The sequence below is a fragment of the Pseudomonas sp. KU43P genome (assembly GCF_033095865.1).
GTDB lineage: Bacteria > Pseudomonadota > Gammaproteobacteria > Pseudomonadales > Pseudomonadaceae > Aquipseudomonas.
The window spans coordinates 5782930-5806456 of the sequence record NZ_AP019365.1 but is presented as its reverse complement, the minus strand read 5'-3'; the positions used below and the strand labels follow the sequence as shown (position 1 = coordinate 5806456).

Below are 23527 nucleotides of genomic sequence, written 5' to 3'. Positions count from 1 at the left end.
TTCACATCCTCTAACCTTGATGACAACGCTGCGCGTTATACCCTAGTAGGCCACTCTGGCAAAAGCAAAAACCCCGGGACAGGCCCGGGGTTTTTTGTACAACGTGCGACGGTTAACCGTTCTGACGGATACCTGCGACCAGCCAAGGCTGATTCTCGCCCTGGGCGCGAACCATGTGCCAGCTTTCGCTGAAGGCTTCGCCCTGGTCGAAGCGCGAGGTCTTCGATACACCACGGAAGGTCAGGGTGGCGTCGGTACGATCGGCGCGATCGTCGACACCGTCCAGTTGCACATCGAGGTCGTCGATGTAGGTGGACTGGAAGCCATCACCCAGGTCAGCACGCTCGCGCTTGAGGAACTCGAGCATTTGCGGGGTGACGAATTCGGCGATCTTGTCCATCTCGTTGGCATCCCAGTGCTGCTGCAGCGACTGGAAGTGGCTACGGGCGGCGGCCAGGAAGCTCTGCTCGTTGAACCAGGCCGGCGCTTTGATGACCGGAGCGGCAGCGGCGGCAGGTGCGGCCGAACCTCCGAAGATCGACGGCTGGGCAGGCTGTGCGTGAGCTTCGCGTTGGAACGGCGCATGGCCCGGAGCGGCCATTTGCGGCTGCTGCTGGCGGCGACGCGCGGCAATGAAGCGGAACACCAGGAAGGCGATGAGTGCGACGATCAGGAAGTCCATGATCTGGAAGCCCTCGAAGCCGTCGCCCATGAACATGGACGCCAGCAGGCCACCGGCGGCGAGGCCGGCCAGCGGGCCCAGCCAGCGCGAAGCACCGCTGGCAGCAGCCGGTGCGCGGCCTGGAGCGGTCGGCGCGGCAGCAGGCGTGGTTGGCGTAGCCTGGCGGGTCTGGTGGATTGGCGCGGAGCCCGAGCTCTTGCCGCCGCCGAAACGCTTGGCGTTGGCATCCAGGCTCAGCGTCAGGCCGACGCAGAGCGCCAGTGCGATGCTAAGAAAACGTTGCATAAATGGGATTTCCCCTGTTGTGGATTGCACGCGCGCCATGGTGCACAGGTTCCAGGGCACATGACCAGCGACATAATGTTTCGAGCTTTTGCCTGAATGTTTCAGGCTGGCAGATCCGGCTCCTGTGTGGAGCCGGCTTACCGGTGATGGCGGCCTGGAAGGCGTCAGATCGCCTCGAGCTTGGCGTACCCCAGCATCAGCCACTTGCTGCCTTCGGCAAAGTTCACCTGCACCCGCGCCTGGGCACCGGAACCTTCGAAGTTGAGGATGACCCCTTCACCGAATACCGAATGCTGCACGCGCTGGCCAAGGCTGAAGGCGGTCTGCGGAATGCTGGCGTTGGCGAACAGGCTACTGGTGCTGCTCTGCGAACCTCCGAACGGGCGGCTGACACTGTTGGACAAGCGTACTTCCTGAACCAGCCCTGCCGGAATTTCCCTGACGAAGCGCGACACCTTGTTGTAGGTCTCGCTGCCATACAGGCGCCGCGTCTCGGCGTAGGTCATGATCAGCTGGCGCATGGCGCGGGTGATGCCCACATAGGCCAGGCGGCGTTCCTCTTCAAGGCGGCCGGGCTCTTCCAGGCTCATCTTGTGCGGAAACAGCCCTTCTTCCATGCCCACGAGGAACACGTAGGGGAATTCCAGGCCCTTGGCGCTGTGCAGGGTCATCAACTGAATGCTGTCTTCGTGTTCGTCGGCCTGGGCTTCACCCGCTTCCAGTGAGGCGTGGCCGAGGAAGGCCGAGAGCGGCGAGAGGTCGGCGTCGTCTTCGCTGGCCTCGAAGTTGCGCGCTGCACTGACCAGTTCCTCAAGGTTTTCTACCCGTGCCTGGCCCTTTTCACCTTTTTCTTCTTGGTGATAGATGATCAGCCCGGACTGCTCGATGACCGTTTGGGTCATCGTGTGCAATGGCATGTCCGCCACTTTGCCGGCCAGGTTTTCGATCAATTCGATGAACGCACCCAGAGCACCGGCTGCACGGCCTTTGAGTGCCTTGGCGGCAATCAGCTGACACATCGCTTCCCACATGGATAGCTGGCTGTGACGGGCATGCTCGCGGATGGCTTCGACGGTCTTCTCGCCAATGCCGCGGGGTGGCACGTTGATGACCCGCTCTAGTGCCGCGTCGTTGCCGCGTCCTTCGAGCAGGCGCAGATAAGCCATGGCATTCTTGATTTCGGCGCGTTCGAAGAATCGCTGGCCACCATAGATGCGGTAGGGAATGCGCTCGCGCAGCAGGGCCTCTTCGAGTACCCGAGATTGGGCGTTGGAGCGGTACAGAATGGCGATATCGCTGCGCGAGCTGCCGCCCTTGATCAGGCTCTCGATGGTTTCCACCACATAACGCGCTTCATCGTGCTCGTTATAGGCCGCATACAGGGTCAGCGGCTCGCCTTCGCCCAGGTCGGTCCACAGTTCCTTGCCCAGGCGCCCGCTGTTGTTGGCGATCAGGGCGTTGGCGGCCTTGAGGATGCCACCGGTGGAGCGGTAGTTCTGCTCCAGGCGGATCATCTCGGCGTCGGGGAAGTCGGCTGTGTACTGGTGGATGTTCTCGATCTTGGCGCCGCGCCAGCCGTAGATCGACTGGTCGTCGTCGCCCACCGCCATCAGGCTGCCGCCATGCTTGCCTGCCAGCAGGCGCAACCAGGCGTACTGCACGGCGTTGGTGTCCTGGAATTCGTCAACCAGCAGATGGCGGAAGCGCCGCTGGTAGTGCTCCAACAGACCAGGGTGGTCGCGCCACAGGTCGAGGGCGCGAAGCAGCAATTCGGAGAAGTCGATGACCCCGGCACGCTCACAGGCCTGTTCGTAGGCACTGTAGACATCACGCATGGTCTGCAGGAACAGGTCGCCGCTGGCTTGGATATGCTGTGGCCGCAGGCCCTCGTCCTTCTGCCCGTTGATGAACCACTGCGCTTGGCGCGCGGGCCATTTCTGCTCGTCCAGGCCGAGTTCGCGCATCACCCGCTTGATCAGGCGCTGCTGGTCATCGCTGTCGAGAATCTGGAAGTTCTGTACCAGGCGGGCTTCCTGCCAGTGCGCCCGCAACAGGCGGTGCGCCAGGCCGTGGAAGGTGCCGACCCACATACCTGCCGGGTTGATGCCCAGCAGTTGCTCGATCCGCTGGCGCATCTCGGCGGCAGCCTTGTTGGTGAAGGTCACCGACAGGATCGAGTGCGGCGAGGCCTGCTCCACCTGGATCAGCCAGGCGATGCGGTGCACCAGCACGCGGGTTTTACCGGAACCGGCGCCCGCAAGCACCAGTTGGCGCCCGAGCGTGGCCGCGACAGCCTGACGTTGGGCATCGTTGAGGGAATTGAGCAGGAGGGAGAGGTCGTCTGTGTGCATCCGGCCATTCTAGGGGGAGGCAGGGGGGAGGGCAAATCTCTACTGTATAAATATTCACCTGATTCGAGATGTGCCGATAAAAGAAGGAGGGGCCTGCAACCAGGCCCCTTGCGCGGTCAGCAGGTTTGCTGGACCTGCATGGAAATCAGCCTCTTGCCTTCATGGCGGATTTCAACGAAAGGAACGTTCTGTGTCAGTGCCTCGGCACTGAAGCTGACATTTTTCTCGCACACGACAGCAGGGAAGATGCCTTCGTGCTCCACCAGTTTCAGCGTCAGGCGCATGGCGAGGTCCAGGAATTGAGGGCCTTCATACGGCACCAAGACGGGTTCGATCCCCGGGTGGTTGACGGTGACCTTGCCGTAGACACGGAAGAATTGATCACCAGGCATGGTGTTGTTTTGCGCGTACCAGTCTTTGCTCTCGATAGTCATGTTTCATACCCTTTGATGATTGGCGCCAGCCCATGCTGGCGCCACCACCCTAGGTGCCTTCATTTCGCTGATGCAGCGTGAAGCCTTTCAGTTGTGCCACTGCCTTCCCAGGTGCAGCAGCAGGCTATTGGCCTGTTCCGGGCCGTTGCTGCCAGCGGCATAGTGGCGTGGCGCCTGGAAATGCTCTTCCCAGCCTTTGATGATCGGATCGATCCACGCCCACGCGGCTTCCACTTCGTCACGGCGCATGAACAGCGTCGAATCACCTTCCAGTACATCCAGCAACAGCCGCTCGTAAGCGTCCCAGCGGCGGGTCTGGCCGAATACCTGTGCCAGGTTCAGGTTCAGGTCTACTGGCTCCAGTCGCATGCCCTTGCCAGGGCTCTTGGTCATCATGCGCAGGCTGATGCGCTCGTCCGGTTGTAGCTGAATCAGCAGCTGATTGACCTGGCCGCCGCTGAACAGCTCGTGTGGCACGGGCTTGAACTGGATGACGATCTGCGATGAGCGCCGCGCCATACGCTTGCCAGTGCGCAGGTAGAAGGGCACACCGGCCCAGCGCCAGTTGTCGATGTGCGCCTGGACGGCGACGAAAGTTTCGGTATCGCTGTCGTTGTCCACGTCCTTTTCGAAGTAATAGGCCGGTACTTCCTGGCCGCCGATATGTCCGGGGCCATACTGGCCGCGCACGGTCTTGTCCTGCACGTCCTGGCCGCTGATCGGTTTCAGGGCGCGCAGAATCTTCACTTTCTCGTCGCGCACGGCCTCGGCATCGAATTGCGCCGGAGGCTCCATGGCCACCAGGCACAACAGCTGCAGCAGGTGGTTCTGCAGCATATCCCGGGTGGCGCCGGCGCGGTCGTAATACCCGCCGCGGTTCTCTACACCAAGTGTTTCACAGACGCTGATCTGCACATGGTCGACCTGGCTGTTGCGCCATACCGGTTCAAGCAGCGCATTGGCGAAGCGAAGGGCCATGAGGTTCTGAACCGTCTCCTTGCCCAGGTAGTGGTCGATGCGAAAGACCTGGCACTCCTCGAATACATGACCAATTGCTTCATTGATGGCCGTGGCCGAATCCAGCGAATGACCAATCGGCTTTTCCAGTACGATGCGCGCTTCGTTGTCGGCCAGCCCGGCGATGCGCAGGTGGTTGGCGATCGGCACGAACAGGTTCGGCGCTGTAGCCAGGTAGTAGATGCGGGTGAGCCCGCCAGGTTCGCCGATGTAGCGCGCCAGGCGGCCGAAGTCGGCGCTCTGAGAAGCGTCCATGGGGAAGTAGTCGAGACGCGCGGAAAAACGCCGCCACACTTCTTCTTCGAAGTCGTTGCGGGCGATCTGGGCCCGGCAATTTCGCTCGGCGAGCTTGAGGTACTCAACGCGCGAAAAGTTGCGCCTGGCCAAGGCAATGATGCGCACGGCAATGTTCAGACGCCCCTCGCGATACAGGTGATAAAGCGCCGGCAGCAACTTGTGCAAGGCCAGGTCACCGGTGCCACCGAACACCAGAATGTCGCAAGGAATAGTCAAACCACCACTCTCCACGTTCGTTTAACTGGGCGGGTTGGCGTCCATGTAGTATAACTACAAGAAAGCTACATCCCGGCCAGCCGATCATAACCGAGTCCAGCCCGTGAATCTGTTGCAACATATCGCCCAATCGCGCCACCTGCTGCGCAAATCGGAACTCAAAGTCGCGGACCACGTGCTGCTCGACCCGGCTGCCGTCATGCACAGCTCCATGGCCGATCTGGCGCACAGCGTGGGCATCAGCGAGCCGACCATCGTGCGCTTTTGCCGGGCGATCGGTTGCTCGGGCTTCCAGGACCTCAAACTGAAGCTGGCGCAAAGTCTGGCGGCGGGTGCGAGCTTTGGTCAGTTCGCCATCCACGAAGACGACTCGGTCGCCGACTACAGCCTGAAGATCTTCGACACCACCCTGCACACTTTGATGGAAGTGCGCGAGCAACTTGATCCACACGCGTTGCAGCAGGCCGTGAGCGCCATGGCCCAGGCGCAGCGTGTGGAGTTCTACGGTTTTGGTGCCTCTGGTGCGGTTGCCGCCGATGCCCAGCACAAGTTTTTCCGCCTGCTGCTCAACGCTGCTGCTTATTCCGACCCACACATGCAGGCGATGTCCGCAGTTACCCTCAAGCCCGGTGATGTGGCGGTGTGCATTTCCCAGTCCGGACGCTCCAAGGACTTGCTGATTACCGCCAACCTTGTGCGGGAGAGCGGTGCCAACCTGATCACGCTGTGCCCGAGCCAGACGCCGTTGGCGGAGCTGTCGACTGTCAACCTGGCGATCGATGTGCACGAAGACACCGAGATCTACACACCACTGACCTCACGCATTGCCCACCTGGTGGTGATCGACGTGCTGGCCATGGGCGTGGCCATGGCGCGCGGGCCCAGCCTGGTCAACCACCTCAAGAGCGTCAAGCGCAGCTTGCGCAGCCTGCGCCTGTCGCCGAAGTCGATCAAGGCGATGGACGACTGAGAGCGTCCTCTGCCGGCGCTGCGTTTCCACCCGATTTGCTTCGCTAAGGGTCGCAGCAAATTTCATGGTTTTGTCACGGATCCACAGCCAAACGGTAAACCGCTAGAGCCAGTCTGAAACTCCCCGCACTCGATCAGGGAGACAGCAAATGGCTCGTGATTTCGATGGCTCTTACCTTCCCAGCGCCAAGGCTCGCAAACAACAGGAAAAAGATCAGCGTCGCATGGAGTACCGCCGTGCGATCGAAAGCTATTGCGACCAACGCCAGCTGTTGCGCGAACTCGCTGATTACCCTGAGTTCCAGGACCTTACCGTGTGGCAGGCGTCGGCGGCAGTTTCCCCGAAAAACGCTCAACAAGCCCGCTGATAAGCGCACGTTCGCTGCGGATGAATGCTAGAAAGGCCAGGGCTACCGGCGACTGTCGCTTGGCTTTTGACTGCACCACGCACCAACTTCGATACAGCGGCAATTCCTCTATTGGCAACTCCTTGAGCATGCCCGTGGCGAGTTCCATGTTCACCGCGTGGCGGGTCAGCAGCGCGATGCCGAGGCCAGCGATCACGCATTCGCGTTGGGCATCGGCCGAAGCGACTTCCAGGGTCTGGGTGAAGTGCACGCGCTTGTCCTTGAAGTACTCTTCGCAGGCCTTGCGGGTGCCCGAACCCTGTTCACGGACCAGCAGGGTATGCGGCTCCAGATCCTGCAGGCGCAGCTGCTCAAGCTTGCCTAACGGGTGATCCGGCGGTGCCACGGCAATGATCGGATTGTTGAGGAAGGGCAGGAACTCCAAGCCCATGTCCTGGGGCACCATGGACATGATGATCAGGTCGTCACGGTTATCGGAAAGGCGCCGAATTGCCTGCGCACGGTTGACCACGGTAAGGGTCAGGTTGACCTCCGGGTGGCGTTGCTTGAAGGCAGCGAACAGGTGTGGCACGAAGTACTTGGCGCTGGATTCGATGGCCAGTTTGAGCTGACCTTGGAGTGAGCCCTGCATGTCCGACAACTGCATGTCGAGGCTTTCCAGACGCCCGAAGATATCGTGGCTGGCCCGCTGCAGTGCCTCGGCCGCCTCGGTCAGGTAGAGCTTCTTGCCCACGTACTCGAACAGCGGCTGGCCCACCAGTTCTTCGAGCTGGCGGATCTGTAGACTAACGGCGGGTTGCGTCAGTGCCATCTCCTCCGCAGCGCGGCTGTAGGAGCGTAGGTCGCACACCTCGTTGAAGATTTGTAACTGACGTAAAGTCATCCGCATCAAGGACTTACGCATTTTTATCTCGGCTCCAGCAAAACCTTGTTACCGAACTATAAGGCTTTGCTAATACAGCCCCTAACAAATATTGATTTTTGTTTATCGACCTACAGCGCTAGGGTGAATGTGCGACTGGCCAGCGACGATTGGTCACGCGCCGACCGGTAGAACCGGCTCGTTTGTTCCTACGGCTTTGGGAAGACTCCAGTGATAAAAAAAATCCTGATCGCCAACCGGGGTGAAATCGCAGTTCGGATCGTGCGTGCCTGCGCCGAGATGGGCATTCGCTCTGTCGCGATCTATTCCGACGCCGACCGTCATGCATTGCACGTCAAGCGTGCAGACGAGGCCTACAGCATTGGTGCCGAGCCACTGGCCGGCTACCTGAACCCGCGCAAGCTGGTCAACCTTGCTGTGGAAACCGGTTGTGATGCCTTGCACCCGGGTTACGGCTTCCTGTCGGAAAATGCTGAGCTGGCAGAGATCTGCGCCGAGCGCGGAATCAAGTTCATCGGCCCGGCCGCTGACGTCATTCGCCGCATGGGCGACAAGACCGAAGCGCGTCGCACCATGATCCAGGCCGGTGTGCCGGTGACCCCAGGTACCGAAGGCAACGTTGCCGATATCCATGAAGCCCTGAGCGAAGGCGAGCGCATCGGTTATCCGGTCATGCTCAAAGCTACCTCGGGCGGTGGCGGCCGCGGCATTCGCCGTTGCAACAGTCGAGAAGAGCTGGAGCAGAACTTCCCACGGGTCATTTCCGAGGCCACCAAAGCCTTCGGCTCGGCCGAAGTGTTCCTGGAAAAGTGCATCGTCAATCCAAAGCACATCGAGGCGCAGATTCTCGGTGACAGCTTCGGCAACGTGGTCCACCTGTTCGAGCGTGACTGCTCGATCCAGCGCCGTAACCAGAAGCTCATCGAAATTGCCCCAAGCCCTCAGCTCACCCCCGAGCAGCGCGCCTATATCGGCGACCTGGCGGTGCGTGCAGCCAAGGCGGTGAACTACGAGAACGCCGGTACCGTGGAGTTCCTGCTCGCCGATGGCGAGGTGTATTTCATGGAAATGAACACTCGGGTGCAGGTGGAACACACCATCACCGAGGAAATCACCGGTATCGACATCGTCCGGGAGCAGATCCGTATTGCCTCGGGCCTGCCGCTGTCGGTCAAGCAGGAAGACATCCACCACCGGGGTTATGCGTTGCAGTTCCGTATCAACGCCGAAGACCCGAAGAACAACTTCCTGCCAAGCTTCGGCAAGATCACCCGTTACTACGCCCCCGGTGGCCCTGGCGTGCGTACCGACACCGCGATCTACACCGGCTACACCATTCCACCGTTCTACGATTCGATGTGCCTGAAACTGGTGGTATGGGCGTTGACCTGGGAAGAAGCCATGGACCGCGGCCTGCGGGCCCTGGACGACATGCGCGTGCAAGGGGTGAAGACCACCGCCGCGTACTACCAGGAAATCCTGCGCAATCCTGAATTCCGTAGCGGCCAGTTCAACACCAGCTTCGTCGAAAGCCACCCTGAACTGACCAACTACTCGATCAAGCGCAAACCCGAAGAGCTGGCCCTGGCCATCGCCGCCGCCATCGCCGCCCACGCAGGCCTGTGAGGAACCCTATAATGTCCAAGAAAATTCACGTAACCGACACAATCCTGCGCGACGCCCACCAGTCCCTGCTGGCTACCCGCATGCGTACCGAAGACATGCTGCCGATCTGCGACAAGCTCGACAAGGTCGGCTACTGGTCGCTGGAAGTCTGGGGTGGCGCCACCTTCGACGCCTGCGTGCGCTTCCTCAAGGAAGATCCGTGGGAGCGCCTGCGCAAGCTGCGCAATGCCTTGCCCAACACCCGCCTGCAGATGCTTCTGCGCGGCCAGAACCTGCTGGGCTACCGCCACTACAGCGATGACGTGGTCAAGGCGTTCGTGGCCAAGGCTGCAGTCAATGGCATCGACGTGTTCCGTATCTTCGATGCGATGAACGACGTGCGTAACCTTCGCGTGGCCATCGAGGCTGTGAAAGCTGCTGGCAAGCACGCCCAGGGCACCATTGCCTACACCACCAGCCCGGTGCACACCATCGAAGCCTTCGTGAACCAGGCCAAGCAAATGGAAGCCATGGGTTGCGACTCGGTGGCGATCAAGGACATGGCCGGCCTGCTGACCCCCTATGCCACTGGTGAGTTGGTCAAGGCGCTGAAGGCCGAGCAATCGCTGCCGGTATTCATCCATTCGCACGACACCGCCGGCCTGGCCGCCATGTGCCAGCTCAAGGCTGTGGAAAACGGCGCTGACCATATCGACACCGCCATCTCCAGCTTCGCCTGGGGCACCAGCCACCCTGGCACCGAGTCGATGGTCGCCGCCCTCAAAGGCAGCGAATTCGACACCGGCCTGGACCTGGAACTGCTGCAGGAAATCGGGCTGTACTTCTACGCCGTGCGCAAGAAGTACCACCAGTTCGAAAGCGAGTTCACGTCCGTGGATACCCGCGTGCAGGTCAACCAGGTGCCAGGCGGCATGATTTCCAACCTGGCCAACCAGCTCAAGGAGCAGGGCGCGCTCAACCGCATGAACGAGGTGCTGGCAGAAATCCCGCGCGTTCGTGAAGACCTCGGCTTCCCGCCGCTGGTGACCCCGACCTCGCAGATCGTCGGCACCCAGGCGTTCTTCAACGTGCTCGCCGGCGAGCGCTACAAGACCATCACCAACGAGGTGAAGCTGTACCTGCAAGGTGGTTACGGCAAAGCTCCGGGCGTGGTCAACGAACAGCTGCGACGCCAGGCGATCGGCAGCGAGGAAGTGATCGATGTGCGCCCAGCCGACCTGCTCAAGCCGGAGATGGCCAAGCTGCGTGCCGACATCGGTGCCCTGGCCCGTTGCGAGGAAGACGTACTGACTTTCGCCATGTTCCCGGACATTGGCCGCAAGTTCCTCGAAGAGCGTGAAGCTGGCACCCTGACTCCTGAAGCCCTGCTGCCGATCCCGGAAGCTGGCGCCGCTGTAGCCCATGGTGGCGAAGGCGTGCCGACCGAGTTCGTGATCGACGTGCACGGCGAGACTTACCGTGTCGATATTACCGGTGTGGGCGTCAAGGCCGAAGGTAAGCGCCACTTCTACCTGTCGATCGATGGCATGCCGGAAGAAGTGGTGTTCGAGCCGCTTAACGAGTTCGTCGGCGGCGGTGGCAGCAAGCGCAAGCAGGCCAGCGCACCGGGCCACGTCAGCACCACCATGCCGGGCAACATCGTCGATGTGCTGGTCAAGGAAGGCGATGTGGTGAAGGCTGGCCAGGCATTGCTGATCACCGAGGCCATGAAGATGGAAACCGAAGTGCAGGCGGCCATCGCCGGCAAGATCGTGGCCATCCATGTAGCCAAGGGCGATCGTGTCACGCCGGGTGAAATTCTGATCGAGATCGAAGGCTGACAGAAGCCTTCATCTACAAGCGGTTAACCTCTGGGGAGCGGATGCTCCCCTTTTTTTGTGCTGCATTTAATGGCCCTATCACCGGCAAGCCAGCTCCCACAGATACATCGCAGGCCTTGAGGCTTGTGGGGTGCCTGTGGGAGCCGGCTTGCCGGCGATAGGGCCAGTAAAGCCGATGCAAAACTCAGCCTCCGCGACACTGCTCCAACGTCCGCACCTGCCCCTCCGGCCCCTGGTTCTCCTCACTCAGCCATCGCTCGAACCCCGCTGCTACCTGCGGCCATTCCTCATCGGTAATCGAGTACCACGCCGTATCCCGGTTATGGTCTTTGACCACCAGGTGCTTGCGAAACACCCCTTCGAACTGGAAGCCGAACCGCTCCGCCGCACGCTTGGAGCGGGCATTGGCGTTGTTGCATTTCCATTCCAGGCGGCGATTGCCCAGCTCGAAGCTCAATTTGCCCAGCAGGTACACCGCCTCGGTGCTCTTGGGGGTGCGCTGCATAGGGGCGCCGAAGGCGATGTGGCCGATTTCGATGCGGCCGTGGTCGGGCACGATCGACATCAGCGTGAGCACACCCTGGGCCTGGCCGCTGACGCGGTCGATGACGGTGTAGTACAGCGGGTCGTGGCCTGCGGCATTGCCTTCGAGCCAACGGTCGAAAGCGGCACGCTCGCTGAAGGGGCCGTAAGGCAGGTAGTCCCACAAGACCGGATCGGAAGCCGGGCCCTGCAGTGCTTCCCACAACTCATCAGCGTGACGTGCAGGGTCAAGCTTCTCCAGGCGTATGAAACGGCCTTCAAGGGGCGTTGCCATTGGTGCGGCAGCTGGTTTCCAGTTCAGTGCGTCAGTCATGTCGGCTTACAACCCTTTGCGGAACTGGATGAAGCCCGGCCGCTCGGCAACCTGTTCGTACAGGCTGATGGCGGTGGCGTTGGTTTCGTGGGTCAGCCAATGCACCTTGATGCACTTGGCCGCCTTGGCCGTGGCGTAGACGTGTTCGATCAACTGGCGGCCGATACCCATGCCACGTTGCGAGCTGTCCACATACAGGTCCTGCAGGTAGCACGAGTTTTCGATGCTCCAGTTGGATCGGTGATAGATCCAGTTGACCATGCCCACCGCCTTGCCATCGACCCAGGCCAGGGCCGAATAGGTCGGCTCGCTGGGGTCGAGCAGGCGCTGCCAGGTGCTGGCGCTGACGGCTTCGGGCAACTCGGTCTCATAGAAACGCAGATAGGCCTGCCACAGGGCGAGCCAGGCAGCATGGTCGTTGGCGCCGACAGGGCGCAGGGTAACGCTGGGCATGGGGCTTTTCCTTCAGAGTTGGCGCATCTGCGCCGCGAGTTGGTTGTCGAAGTAATCGGGGCTGCTGCTCAACCCTTCACGAACGCCGGCGATGTCTTGCGCCGAACGGTTCTGGCTGAGCTTGCGGGCGCCTTGCAGGCGGGCGATTGGCAGGCGGATACCGACGATGGCGCGGAGCATGCCTTCAAGGTAGTCGCTGGGCGCGTCGTCCACTTTCCACGGCTGGCTGCGGCCTTGCTCATGGCGGTCGGTCAGCCGGCTGACGATGTCCAGCAGCGGCGCAGATTCGTGAATCACCTCGGCCGGGCCATAGGCGTGCACGGCCAGGTAGTTCCAGGTCGGTACCACCCTGGGATTCTCCGCCTTGCTGGGGTAGTAGCTGGGGCTGACATAGGCGTCGGGGCCGGGAAACACCAGCATTGCTTCACTTGCGCGTTCCAGGTCTTGCCATTGGCGATTGGCGCGTGCCAGGTGAGCGTAGACGGTACCGAATTCGCCTTCGGCGGTGTCGACCAGCACCGGTAGGTGAGTCGCCAGCAAGCCCTGCTCGCCGTGGCTGACCAGCACGGCCAGGCGGGTGTCGAGCATGTGCTGATGCAGACGGCGCAGGTCGTGTTCCTGATGGGGCTTGCTGTTGTACATGGCGTTTTCCTTGTCGAATGGTTTCATCCTAGGCAGGCTATTGGCTCTTTGTAAGATCCATTCAAGGCTTATTTCATAGGTCCAATGCCATGAGCGAACGCCCCGTCGTACTGCCTTTCGACCCCTCGGGAATTGCGCTCGACCCCGCTAGGGGCCTTAGCCAGCAGCTTTATCAGGCCATGCGAGCGCGGATTCTGGATGGTCGGCTCAGTAGCGGCACACGGCTGCCTGCCAGCCGAGACCTGGCACGGGTACTCGTGTTGTCTCGCAATACCGTGGTGCGGGCCTACGATCAGCTCTATGCGGAAGGCTTCATCGAGAGTCGGGTGGGAGACGGCACTTACGTCACCCAACTGGAAAAACTATCCACAAAAGTATCCACAGGGTTATCCCTTGGGTTATCAACAGCTTTATCCACATTTTCATCCAAGAATACTGATGATTTATCCAGCGAAGCAGCAGGCGGCGAGTCGCTTGAGCGGCTGAAATCCAACCATTTGCCGCCACCCAGAACGGGTGCGCCGCGCGCATTTCGCGTGGGTATTCCTGCATTCGATCTGTTCCCTTTCGACGTCTGGGGCAAGCTCCAGGCGGCTTTCTGGCGAAATCCCGATCCGTCGAAACTTGGCTATGGCGATCCAGCCGGTGAGCTTGAATTGCGTGAACTCATTGCCGCGTATCTGCGAAGGTCGCGTGGGTTGACGTGCAGTGCTGAGCAAATTGTGATCACCCATGGCGCGCAGCAAGCAATCAGCCTTTGTGCACAGTTGCTGCTGGAGAAGGGCAGCTGTGTGGCTGTGGAAAACCCCGGCTATCGTGCGGCAGGCCATGCATTTGCCCTGGCGGGCGCTCAAGTGGTGGGTGTGCCTGTGGATAACGAGGGCTTGGACTGCGCCGTGCTCGACACGATCAGGCACTGTCGACTGGCCTATGTCACTCCAGCCCATCAATACCCCACCGGCGTCACCATGAGCCTGCCGCGCCGGTTGGCATTGCTGGATTGGGCGCAGCGCAATCAGGGCTGGGTGATCGAGGACGACTACGATGGCGAGTACCGCTACAGCGGAGCCCCATTGGCGCCTTTGGCGGCGCTGGATCGGGGAGGGCGGGTGATTTATGTCGGAACGTTCGGCAAGGTCGCTTTCCCTGCCCTGCGGCTTGGCTACCTGGTATTGCCACGGCCGCTGATGGAGGCCTTTTCCTGGGCTCGGGCACTGAGTGTCCGGCATTCGGAGGTCTCAACCCAGCAGGTGATGGCACAGTTCATGATCAAGGGCTATTTCCAGCAGCACATCCGTCGAATGCGGCGGGCGGCCCTGGCTCGGCGCGATGCCTTGCTCAAGGCATGGCCAAGCGATATTCCCGGCGTCGGTGCGATGCCGGTGGTTGCTGCTGGCCTGCACCTGACGCTGCCAGTAGAGGGGATCGCTCGCGAAAGGGAGTTGATCGAACAGGCCGAAGCGGTGGGGGTTGAGCTAAGTGCCTTGAGCAGTTATTGGCTCGCGGATTCACCAGGGAACGATGGCTTACGTTCAGGATTGGTACTGGGTTTTGCTGCCGTCCCGGAACAGGAAATACAGCAAGCCGTTGCCCGGCTTCGAGATGCTTGGCACTGAGGTTTGAGCGACTTGCAGGGGCTTCACACTGATAAAACTGCCAGTATTGGCTGGATTTCTGCTGACGTAGGTTCTTGGACGTCAAAGCCCCCGCGATGCCTCTGCCCCTGAAGGGCAGAGGCGATACTCAAGTAATCATGTCCCTGACTTGATCTTGGTCCAGGCCCGCGTCCGTGCCCGCTCTGCCTCACGCGACAAGGGCTTGAGCGTGTACAGCTTGGTCATCGCCTCGGCAGTCGGATACAGGTTCGGGTTGTTGCGAATAGCCGGGCTGACCTTGTCGGTCGCATCCTTGTTCGGGTTGGGGTAGCCGACAAAGTCGCTGATCGGTGCGATCACTTCCGGGCGCAGCAGGTAGTTGATGAAGGCATGGGCATCTTCCGGGTTGGCGGCTTTCTTCGGAATCGCCAACATGTCGAACCAGATCGGTGCACCTTCCTTGGGTAAGCGCATGTCCACCACCACACCATTTTTCGCGTCCCGCGCCCGGTTGGCGGCCTGGGAGAAACTGCCGGAATACCCGACGGCAACGCAGATGTCACCGTTGGCAATATCCGCCATGTACTTCGAGGAGTGGAAATAAGTGACGTGGGGGCGAATCTTCAGCAATAGCGCTTCGGCTTTCTTGTAATCGTCCGGCTTGCCACTGTTGGGGTCCAGGCCCAGGTACTTCAACGCCAGTGGCAAGATCTCCGAGGGTGAGTCGAGCAGCGCCACGCCGCATTGCTTGAGCTTGGCGATGTTCTCTTCCTTGAAGATCAGGTCCCAGCTGTCCACCGGCGCGTTGTCGCCGAGCACTGCCTTGACCTTGTCCGGATTGAAGCCGATCAGCACGGTGCCGTACATGTAGGGCACGGCGTACTTGTTGCCGGGGTCGTTGGCCTCGATCAACTTCATCAGTGCCGGGTCCAGGTGCTGCCAGTTCGGTAACTTGCTGCGGTCCAGCGGTTGGAACACCCCGGCCTCGATCTGCTTGGCCAGGAACACGTTGGACGGCACTACCACGTCGTAGCCGGAGTTGCCGGTAAGCAGCTTGGCTTCCAATGCCTCGTTGGTGTCGAAGATGTCGTAGATGAGCTTGACGCCGCTGTCCTTCTGGAAGTCGCTCAAGGTCTGCGGTGTGATGTAGTCGAACCAGTTGTACACACGCAGGGTGCGCTGTTCGGCCTGGGCCTGCAGGGCACCGGTGAACAGGGTGGCAGCGATGAACGGGGCGAGCAGACGCTTGAGTCGGACCATTACCGGGCTCCTGGCTGGGCGCACTGGAAGCCTTCCAGCACGTTGACTGCGTTGATGCCGATTTCTTCCACAGCGTAGCCGCCTTCCATCACGAACAGGGTCGGCTTGCCGAGCTGCGCGATGCGCTTGCCCATTTCCAGGTAATCCGGGCTGTCCAGTTTGAACTGCGAGATCGGGTCGTCCTTGAAGGTGTCCACGCCCAGGGAGATCACCAGTACATCGGCGTTGTAGTCGGCGATGCGCTGGCAGGCGTCTTCCAGCGCGGCGCTCCAGGCAACCCAGTCACTGCCGGCCGGCAGTGGGTAGTTGATGTTGCAACCTTCGCCTGCGCCCTCGCCGGTTTCATCGGCATAACCGAGGAAGAACGGGAATTCGGCTTGTGGGTCGCCGTGGATCGAAGCGAAGAACACGTCGCTGCGCTGGTAGAAGATGTCCTGGGTGCCGTTGCCGTGGTGGTAGTCGACATCAAGGATGGCCACTTTGGCCTGGCCCTGGTCCAGGAAGGCCTGGGCGGCGATGGCCGCGTTGTTCAGGTAGCAGTAGCCGCCCATGACTTCGGCTGCGGCGTGGTGCCCTGGTGGACGGCACAAGGCAAAGGCCGAGTGAGCGCCTTGCTGGATCGCGGCTTGGGCGGTGAGGGCCACTTGCGCCGCGCTGTAGGCGGCTTGCCAGGTGCCGGCGGTGATCGGGGCGCCGGCGTCGAAGCTGTAGTAGCCCAGCTCGCCGTGCAGCCCGGTCGGTTTGACCTGGCGCAGGGTGCGCGCTGGCCAGGTGAAGGGCAGCAGATCGCCTTCGTGGCCCAGCGCGGCCCAGCGGGCCCAGGCGCCTTCGAAGAAGTCGAGGTAGTCGGCGCTGTGGATGCGCTGCAAGGGCGTGCGGCCGAAGTCGGTCGGGCCTTTGATTTCGCCGAGGTTGCGCTTTTTCACCTGCTCGAGCACGTGGTCGGCGCGCGAAGGCATTTCGAAGCACGGCATCAGCTTGCCGTCGATCAGCTCGCAGCGGCCGTGGTGCAGGCGGTGGTCATCGGAATAGATTGTCAGCATCTTGTTGTTCTCCGGGGGACAGACGTGGGCCCATTCTCATGGGCAGCCTGCGGGGGGAGAACGACGCAAACGGCCAAAAGGGGATCGATGTGGCCAAGGTCGCTGGCCTGTACCGGCCCTATCGCCGGCAAGCCGGCTCCCACAGAGACCGCACCGCTCTTGAGGCTGGTGGGGTATCTGTGGGAGCCGGCTTGCCGGCGATAGGGCCAGTTCAGTCAGCCACGAAAATGGCTCGGTGCAACCCCGCTCCAACGCTGAAACGCATGCCGAAAACTGGCGGTTTCACTGAAACCCAATGTCTCGGCAATCCGGTAGATCGGTATCTGTTCATCAGCCAGCAACTGCTTGGCTCTTTCGAAGCGGAGCTCATCGAGCAGTTGCTGATAGCTGCTTCCGAGCGCCTGTAAATGCCGGCGCAAGGTCCGCGACGAGCAGTTCATCTGCCGCGCCAGGCCTTCAAGGCCCGGCGCGGCGTCCAATTGCTGCAGCAATAGCTGGCGGATCCTGCCCAGCCAGGCCTGGCGCCCGGTGAACTCAAGGTTCAGACGCCGGCAGCGTTCGCTCATGGCCTTGTGGGTGATCGGATCGGCCAGCGGCAACGGGGTGTCGAGCCAGCATCGCTCGAAGGCGAAGGCATTGTCTTCATCGGCGAAGCTCAAGGGGCATTGGAATGCTCGGGTGTAGAGCGCGTCGTACCCGGGCCGGGCATGTTCGAAGCGAGCGCCGAGCAGGGGCAGTGAACGACCGAGCAGATCGTCACAGATGACTTTCAGGGATACCAGGCAGAACTCGGCATTGAAGGCGGCCAGGGCAGGGCTGTCGTGATAGTCGCTGGCGCTGAACCAGACCCGTTGGCCATCGTCGATCAGGCGCAGTTGGAAGACTGTTCCCAGCAGTGCCGGATACTGCAGTGCCAGGCGCAAGGCGTCACCCAAAGTGGCACTGGAGAGCAGCGCGTAACCAAGCATGCCGTAGCACGACACATGCATGCGCCGGCCCAGTTCAAGGCCGATGTCTTCGCGCCGTGCGACGGCATTGGCGCACACCTGCAGCTCTTGCTGGGTGGTGATGCGCGCATCGGCATGCACCAGGTCTGCCGGGCCTATGCCACTACCGGCGAGCAGCTCCGTCGCCTCGCAACCGTCTTCCAGGAACAGGTTGAGGATCAGCGAAACCGCATTCAGGGTGGTCAGGTGGCTGTGCAGCATGCTCGATAATCCCGTTTGCCTGGGAGGCATTATGGAGCAAGTTGTGTGCCGGACTGCGTCGGGCACAAAAAAAGGGCCCGGAGCGTGCGCTCGGGCCCTTGAAAGGTTGAGAGGTGTCTAGTCCCTCGACCTGGTGAGACAGTTTGCAGCGGTCGGGTTACGCCTTCAGCGGAACCAGACGTGGAGCGATCATGTTTTCAGGACGCAGGATGTCGTTGAGCATCGCTTCGTCCAGCAGCTTCTCCTCGCGCACCAGTTCCAGCACGCCGCGGCCGGTTTCCAAGGCGACGCGGGCGATACGGGTGGCGTTTTCGTAGCCGATGTACGGGTTCAGGGCGGTGACCAGGCCGATCGAGTGCTCGACCAGTTCACGGCAGCGCTGTTCGTTGGCGGTGATGCCGACGATGCAGTGTTCGCGCAGCATGTCCATGGCGCGTTGCAGCAGGCGGATCGAGTCGAAGATCTTGTAGGCGATCAGCGGCTCCATCACGTTCAACTGCAGCTGGCCACCTTCGGCGGCGACGGTCAGGGCCAGGTCGTTGCCCATGATGGCGAAAGCCACTTGGTTGACCGCTTCCGGGATTACCGGGTTGACCTTGCCTGGCATGATCGAGCTGCCTGGCTGGCGCGCTGGCAGGTTGATTTCGTTGATGCCGGTGCGCGGGCCGCTGGACAGCAGGCGCAGGTCGTTGCAGATCTTCGACAGCTTGACCGCAGTACGCTTGAGCATGCCCGAGAACAGCACGAAGGCGCCCATGTCGGAGGTGGCTTCGATCAGGTCGGCAGCAGGTACCAGCGGCTGGCCGCTGATGGTTGCCAGACGCTGTACGGCCAGGGCCTGGTAGCCCGGGTCGGCGTTGATGCCGGTGCCGATGGCGGTGCCGCCCAGGTTGATCTCGGTCAGCAGTTCCGGAGCCAGCGAGCGCAGGCGCTGCAGGTCTTCGGTCATGGTGGTGGCGAAGGCGCGGAATTCCTGGCCCAGGGTCATCGGTACGGCGTCCTGCAGCTGGGTACGGCCCATCTTCAGTACGTGGTCGAACTCTTTACCCTTGGCAGCGAAGGCCTGGATCAGGCTGTCGAGGCTGGCCAGCAGTGCGTCGTGGCCCAGCAGCAGGCCCAGACGGATGGCGGTCGGGTAGGCGTCGTTGGTCGACTGCGCCATGTTCACATCGTTGTTCGGGTGCAGGTACTGGTACTCACCCTTCTGGTGGCCCATGGCCTCCAGCGCGATGTTGGCAATGACTTCGTTGGCGTTCATGTTGGTAGAAGTACCAGCACCGCCCTGGATCATGTCGACCACAAACTGCTCGTGGTAGTCGCCTTTGATCAGTCGTGCGCATGCTGCGCTGATCGCAGCATGTTTGGCATCGCTCAGGTGCCCCAGCTCACGGTTGGCGTCGGCAGCGGCCTGCTTGACCATCGCCAGGCCGACTACCAGTTTCGGGTAGTGCGACAGTGGAACACCGGAGAGGTGGAAGTTGTTGGCAGCGCGCAGAGTCTGGATGCCGTAGTAGGCATCGGCAGGGACTTCAAGGGTACCAAGCAGATCTTTTTCGACGCGGAACGATGCAGCGGAGGACATGATGGATATCATCTCGAATTTGACCCGGCACATGCCGGAATGGCGCCAATCCTAGGCCTTAAGGGGATTTTGCGGCCAATGCTGTTGCACGCTAACCTATGCACAAACGGCATAGTGTTTCGTGTGACGCCAATTGACAATCGAGCGTGTTCCATTTTGGTGCATGCCGGGAGATCTGCTTCATGAACCTTGAAAGCAAGTGGCTGGAGGACTTCAGTGCCCTGGCCTCTACCCGCAGTTTTTCCCAGGCGGCGGAGCGTCGCTTCGTGACTCAGCCGGCCTTCAGCCGGCGTATCCGCAGCCTGGAAGCGGCACTTGGGTTGACCCTGGTGAATCGTTCCCGCACCCCGATAGAACTGACCGAGGCAGGGCAGTTGTTTCTGGTAACCGCGCGCACTGTCGTCGACCAGTTGGGCGAAGTTCTGCGCCATCTCCATCACCTTGAAGGCGGGCAGGGCGAGGTGGTTCAGGTGGCGGCTGCGCACTCCCTGGCATCGGGCTTTTTCCCTCGATGGGTCGCCCAGTTGCGCAACGATGGCTTGAACATCGCCACCCGGCTGGTTGCGACTAACGTCGGAGATGCCGTGCATGCTTTGCGTGAGGGTGGCTGTGACCTCATGCTGGCGTTCTACGACCCTGATGCTGCACTGCAGATGGATGCCGAGATCTTCCCATGGCTGCACATGGGCAACACCGAGATGCTGCCGGTGTGCGCGGTGGGTGCCGACGGCAAGCCACTGTTCGACCTTGAAAGCGACAGCAGCGTGCCGTTGCTGGCCTACAGTGCTGGTGCGTTCCTCGGCCGCTCGGTCAACCTCCTGTTGCGTCAGCGCAGCTTGCGCTACACAACGGTCTACGAAACGGCCATGGCTGACAGTCTCAAGAGCATGGCACTGGAAGGCATGGGCATTGCCTGGGTGCCGCACCTGTCCATGCGCGGCGAACTGGAGCGGGGTGAGCTGGCCATCTGTGGCGGCAGCCAATGGCATGTGCCTCTGGAAATCCGCCTGTATCGCTGCGCCCTGGTGCGCAAGGCCAATGTGCGCCTGCTGTGGCGCAAGCTGGAGTCGGCCGGCGCCCAAGGCGAGCCGTCAGTTTGAGTTGTACTTGAGGTACTCGGAGATGTTCGCCCGGTTCTTGTCGCTGTAGCGATAGCAATTGGAGCGCGCCGGGCTGCGCGGGTGGGTGTAGGTTTCACAGATCCAGCCGTTGAACTTCAGCTCCGCATCCTCATGGGTAGTGGAAAGCATGTGGCCGATCTCATGGGCGGGGCCGTTGTACGCTGCCAGCGATGCGATAGCCGTGTTCTGCTTGAAGTAGGCCAGGCCGGCATTGTAGTTCGCACCGCTGTGATCGTAGCTGTCGCGCGTCATCAGCAGGTGCTTGTTGAGGAACGAGAAGGGATGGGACGATTGCAGCTCGACGATCGCTTGAGTGAAGGTGTCCAGAATTTGGCTGGAGGCCATGTTCGCATAATCGATATTGGTGATGCCCTCCACGTTGCGTCGAAACACGATTTCGATGGGATGGTCGGTGAAGCTGCGCATCTCATCGAGCCAATGCTGGAAGTAATCGGTGTTCAGCTGCTCGTCGCTGATCTCGACCAGTTCGTCATGCGGGTAGACGGTCACCACCAGCGATTTTGCCGCCAGGGCGGCTGGTATTTGCAGGGTGCATGACAGGCCGAATACAAGCGCTGCACGGGAGTGTCGAAACATGCGTGTTCCTCTGCGATCGGGTTTTGGGCCGCACATGGTCCGAGGTTTGGCCACCGCACATGAAACTGGAAAAGTTGTCCCGCGAGACAGCTTGCCCTTTGATCCGACATGTGCTTATGGGGGTGGGCGATTCGCTGCGAAATACGCTACAATCCCGCGCCTTCGACCGACCCGGTCGATTCAGAATCCGTATGACAAGCCACGCCGGTCCACCTGCGTGGCTTGTTGCTTTTAGCGCGCCAGAAGGCGCTTGCAGGAGAGGCTCGACGATGAGTGCACTGGTTGGCGTGATCATGGGCTCCAAGTCCGATTGGTCCACCCTTAGCCACACCGCCGATATGCTGGAAAAACTCGGCATTCCCTACGAAGTGAAGGTGGTTTCTGCCCACCGCACCCCGGACTTGCTGTTCCAGTATGCCGAAGAGGCAGAAGGGCGTGGCATCGAGGTGATCATTGCCGGTGCCGGTGGTGCAGCCCACCTGCCAGGCATGTGCGCCGCCAAGACCCACCTGCCGGTGCTGGGCGTGCCGGTGCAGTCGTCGATGCTGTCGGGTGTCGACTCGCTGCTGTCGATCGTGCAGATGCCGGCCGGCGTGCCGGTCGCCACGCTGGCCATCGGCCGCGCGGGTGCGGTCAACGCTGCACTGCTGTCGGCGAGCATCCTCGGCGCCAAATACCCGCAGTACCATGCCGCGCTCAAGCAGTTCCGCACAGAGCAGACCGACACCGTGCTGGACAACCCAGATCCACGCCAGGCTTGAGGCTGAACCCATGAAGATCGGTGTTATCGGTGGCGGCCAGCTCGGCCGTATGCTGGCCCTGGCAGGTACCCCGCTGGGCATGAATTTCGCCTTCCTCGACCCGGCGCCAGACGCCTGTGCCGCGCCCCTGGGTGAACACCTGCGGGCCGACTACAGCGACCAGGATCACCTGCGCCAGCTGGCTGACGAAGTCGACCTGGTGACCTTCGAGTTCGAAAGCGTCCCGGCCGAGACCGTGGCGTTCCTTTCGCAGTTTGTCCCGGTCTACCCGAGCGCCGAGGCGCTGCGCATCGCACGCGACCGTCTGTTCGAAAAGAGCATGTTCCGCGATCTGGGTATTCCTACCCCGGCCTTCGCCGACATCCTTTCGCAACAGGACCTGGATGCCGCGGTGGCCAGCATCGGCCTGCCGGCCGTGCTCAAGACCCGTACCCTGGGCTACGACGGCAAGGGTCAGAAGGTGCTGCGCACCCCTGAAGATGTAGTCGATACCTTCGCCGAACTGGGCAGCGTGCCCTGCCTGCTGGAAGGCTTCGTACCGTTCACGGGCGAAGTGTCGCTGGTGGCCGTGCGTGCCCGCGATGGTGAAACCCGCTTCTATCCGCTGGTGCACAACACCCACGAAAGCGGCATCCTGCGCCTGTCGGTTGCCAGCCAGGCGCACCCGCTGCAGGCGCTGGCCGAAGACTACGTCGGCCGCGTGCTCAAGCAGCTCGACTACGTTGGCGTAATGGCTTTCGAGTTCTTCGAGGTCGACGGTGGCCTCAAGGCCAACGAAATCGCCCCGCGTGTACACAACTCCGGCCACTGGACCATCGAAGGTGCCGAGTGCAGCCAGTTCGAGAACCACCTGCGTGCCGTTGCCGGCATCCCGCTGGGCTCGACCGCCAAGGTCGGCGAGAGCGCCATGCTCAACTTCATCGGTGAAGTGCCTGCGGTGGAAAAGGTCGTTGCCATCGACGACTGCCACCTGCACCACTATGGCAAGGCCTTCAAGGTCGGGCGCAAGGTCGGTCACGCCACCCTGCGTTGCCAGGACATGGCCACCCTGCGCGCCAAGATCGCTGAAGTAGAGGCGCTGATCAGCAACTGATCGAACTTCTACCTGCGGCCTGCCCTCTGAACATGGCAACAAGCCAAAGCGCTGTCTAGGCTTTGGCTTGTTCCATCTTCACTGCAGAGGGATTGCCATGGGCATCATTGGAACCATCTTCATCGGCCTCATCGTTGGCCTGCTGGCCCGCTTCATCAAGCCGGGCGACGACAGCATGGGCTGGATCATGACCATCCTGCTGGGCATCGCCGGCTCCTTGCTCGCCACCTATGGTGGCCAGGCCCTGGGGATTTACCAGGCTGGTCAGGCTGCAGGCTTCTTCGGTGCGCTGGTGGGTGCCGTGATCGTTCTGGTGATCTACGGATTCATCAAGAAGCGCTGAATACTGGTTAGAATGCCCGGCAATT

22 protein-coding genes are annotated in these 23527 nt (G+C 61.3%); 9 read left to right on the top strand and 13 right to left on the bottom strand.

Translation table 11 applies throughout. The features are described 5' to 3' along the window. Positions 1–112: 112 nt before the first annotated feature. From KU43P_RS26620 to zwf, 4 genes are all read right to left on the bottom strand, one after another. Entirely contained in the window at positions 113–967 is an 855-nt protein-coding gene (locus KU43P_RS26620; protein ID WP_317660438.1) for a Tim44 domain-containing protein, read from the bottom strand. 164 nt (positions 968–1131) lie between these two features. Then, entirely contained in the window at positions 1132–3318 is a 2187-nt protein-coding gene (uvrD, locus tag KU43P_RS26615; protein ID WP_317660437.1) for a DNA helicase II, read from the bottom strand. Positions 3319–3434: 116 nt separating this feature from the next. Continuing rightward, on the bottom strand, positions 3435–3752 hold the full coding sequence (locus KU43P_RS26610; RefSeq protein ID WP_317660436.1) for a hypothetical protein: 318 nt from the start codon (positions 3750–3752) through the stop codon (positions 3435–3437). Positions 3753–3839: 87 nt separating this feature from the next. Then, a complete protein-coding gene (zwf, locus tag KU43P_RS26605; protein WP_317660435.1) occupies positions 3840–5282 on the bottom strand; it encodes a glucose-6-phosphate dehydrogenase in 1443 nt (480 codons plus the stop codon). 103 nt (positions 5283–5385) lie between these two features. Between zwf and hexR the strand changes: the two genes are divergently transcribed. Together hexR and KU43P_RS26595 are read left to right on the top strand one after the other, a co-directional pair. Next, positions 5386–6252, top strand: a complete 867-nt coding sequence (gene hexR / locus KU43P_RS26600) for a transcriptional regulator HexR (protein WP_008092286.1) — start codon at positions 5386–5388, stop codon at positions 6250–6252. Between the two features lie 148 nt (positions 6253–6400). Then, positions 6401–6619 (top strand): PA3496 family putative envelope integrity protein, encoded by a 219-nt coding sequence (locus tag KU43P_RS26595; RefSeq protein WP_317660434.1) that lies wholly within the window; start codon positions 6401–6403, stop codon positions 6617–6619. On the opposite strand, the gene KU43P_RS26590 is transcribed toward KU43P_RS26595, so the two are convergent. After that, positions 6561–7523: a LysR family transcriptional regulator gene (locus tag KU43P_RS26590; RefSeq protein ID WP_317660433.1), complete on the bottom strand. Its 963-nt coding sequence runs from the start codon at positions 7521–7523 to the stop codon at positions 6561–6563. The two genes, KU43P_RS26595 and KU43P_RS26590, sit on opposite strands and share 59 nt — an antisense overlap. Before the next feature lie 189 nt (positions 7524–7712). Here KU43P_RS26590 and KU43P_RS26585 point away from each other — a divergent pair, with 189 nt between their 5' ends. Both KU43P_RS26585 and oadA read left to right on the top strand, forming a co-directional pair. Next, on the top strand, positions 7713–9128 hold the full coding sequence (locus tag KU43P_RS26585; protein ID WP_317660432.1) for an acetyl-CoA carboxylase biotin carboxylase subunit: 1416 nt from the start codon (positions 7713–7715) through the stop codon (positions 9126–9128). Between the two features lie 11 nt (positions 9129–9139). Next, a complete protein-coding gene (oadA, locus tag KU43P_RS26580; RefSeq protein ID WP_317660431.1) occupies positions 9140–10948 on the top strand; it encodes a sodium-extruding oxaloacetate decarboxylase subunit alpha in 1809 nt (602 codons plus the stop codon). Positions 10949–11132: 184 nt separating this feature from the next. Here the strand turns inward: oadA and KU43P_RS26575 are convergent, their stop codons facing one another. Genes KU43P_RS26575 through KU43P_RS26565 form a run of 3 tightly spaced genes read right to left on the bottom strand, consistent with a single transcriptional unit; the run spans position 11133 to position 12899 of the window. Then, entirely contained in the window at positions 11133–11804 is a 672-nt protein-coding gene (locus tag KU43P_RS26575) for a GNAT family protein (RefSeq protein WP_317660430.1), read from the bottom strand. Positions 11805–11810: 6 nt separating this feature from the next. Further along, a complete protein-coding gene (locus KU43P_RS26570; RefSeq protein WP_317660429.1) occupies positions 11811–12257 on the bottom strand; it encodes a GNAT family N-acetyltransferase in 447 nt (148 codons plus the stop codon). 12 nt (positions 12258–12269) lie between these two features. Next, positions 12270–12899, bottom strand: coding sequence for an FMN-binding negative transcriptional regulator (locus KU43P_RS26565; RefSeq protein ID WP_317660428.1), 630 nt, complete (start codon positions 12897–12899; stop codon positions 12270–12272). A gap of 89 nt (positions 12900–12988) precedes the next feature. Here KU43P_RS26565 and KU43P_RS26560 point away from each other — a divergent pair, with 89 nt between their 5' ends. Beyond that, positions 12989–14515, top strand: coding sequence for a PLP-dependent aminotransferase family protein (locus tag KU43P_RS26560; RefSeq protein WP_317660427.1), 1527 nt, complete (start codon positions 12989–12991; stop codon positions 14513–14515). Between the two features lie 135 nt (positions 14516–14650). Here the strand turns inward: KU43P_RS26560 and KU43P_RS26555 are convergent, their stop codons facing one another. From KU43P_RS26555 to aspA, 4 genes are all read right to left on the bottom strand, one after another. Beyond that, positions 14651–15754, bottom strand: coding sequence for a polyamine ABC transporter substrate-binding protein (locus KU43P_RS26555; RefSeq protein ID WP_317660426.1), 1104 nt, complete (start codon positions 15752–15754; stop codon positions 14651–14653). Then, positions 15754–16797 carry a histone deacetylase family protein gene (locus KU43P_RS26550; RefSeq protein WP_317660425.1) on the bottom strand — a complete coding sequence of 348 codons (1044 nt, stop codon included), beginning with the start codon at positions 16795–16797 and terminating at the stop codon, positions 15754–15756. The genes KU43P_RS26555 and KU43P_RS26550 overlap by 1 nt, the downstream gene beginning before the upstream one ends. Before the next feature lie 215 nt (positions 16798–17012). After that, complete coding sequence (locus KU43P_RS26545; RefSeq protein WP_317660424.1) at positions 17013–18005, bottom strand: AraC family transcriptional regulator; 993 nt, start codon at positions 18003–18005, stop codon at positions 17013–17015. Between the two features lie 157 nt (positions 18006–18162). Then, entirely contained in the window at positions 18163–19587 is a 1425-nt protein-coding gene (aspA, locus tag KU43P_RS26540) for an aspartate ammonia-lyase (RefSeq protein ID WP_016394370.1), read from the bottom strand. A gap of 182 nt (positions 19588–19769) precedes the next feature. Between aspA and KU43P_RS26535 the strand changes: the two genes are divergently transcribed. After that, positions 19770–20687, top strand: coding sequence for a LysR substrate-binding domain-containing protein (locus KU43P_RS26535; protein ID WP_317660423.1), 918 nt, complete (start codon positions 19770–19772; stop codon positions 20685–20687). On the opposite strand, the gene KU43P_RS26530 is transcribed toward KU43P_RS26535, so the two are convergent. Then, complete coding sequence (locus KU43P_RS26530; RefSeq protein WP_317660422.1) at positions 20679–21305, bottom strand: hypothetical protein; 627 nt, start codon at positions 21303–21305, stop codon at positions 20679–20681. The two genes, KU43P_RS26535 and KU43P_RS26530, sit on opposite strands and share 9 nt — an antisense overlap. 269 nt (positions 21306–21574) lie before the next feature. Between KU43P_RS26530 and purE the strand changes: the two genes are divergently transcribed. The 3 genes from purE (at position 21575) to KU43P_RS26515 (ending at position 23502) form a co-directional block, all read left to right on the top strand. After that, positions 21575–22066: a 5-(carboxyamino)imidazole ribonucleotide mutase gene (gene purE, locus KU43P_RS26525; protein WP_003253304.1), complete on the top strand. Its 492-nt coding sequence runs from the start codon at positions 21575–21577 to the stop codon at positions 22064–22066. Between the two features lie 10 nt (positions 22067–22076). Further along, positions 22077–23159, top strand: coding sequence for a 5-(carboxyamino)imidazole ribonucleotide synthase (locus KU43P_RS26520; protein ID WP_317660421.1), 1083 nt, complete (start codon positions 22077–22079; stop codon positions 23157–23159). 97 nt (positions 23160–23256) lie between these two features. Next, positions 23257–23502: a GlsB/YeaQ/YmgE family stress response membrane protein gene (locus KU43P_RS26515; protein WP_051096469.1), complete on the top strand. Its 246-nt coding sequence runs from the start codon at positions 23257–23259 to the stop codon at positions 23500–23502. Positions 23503–23527: the final 25 nt, after the last annotated feature.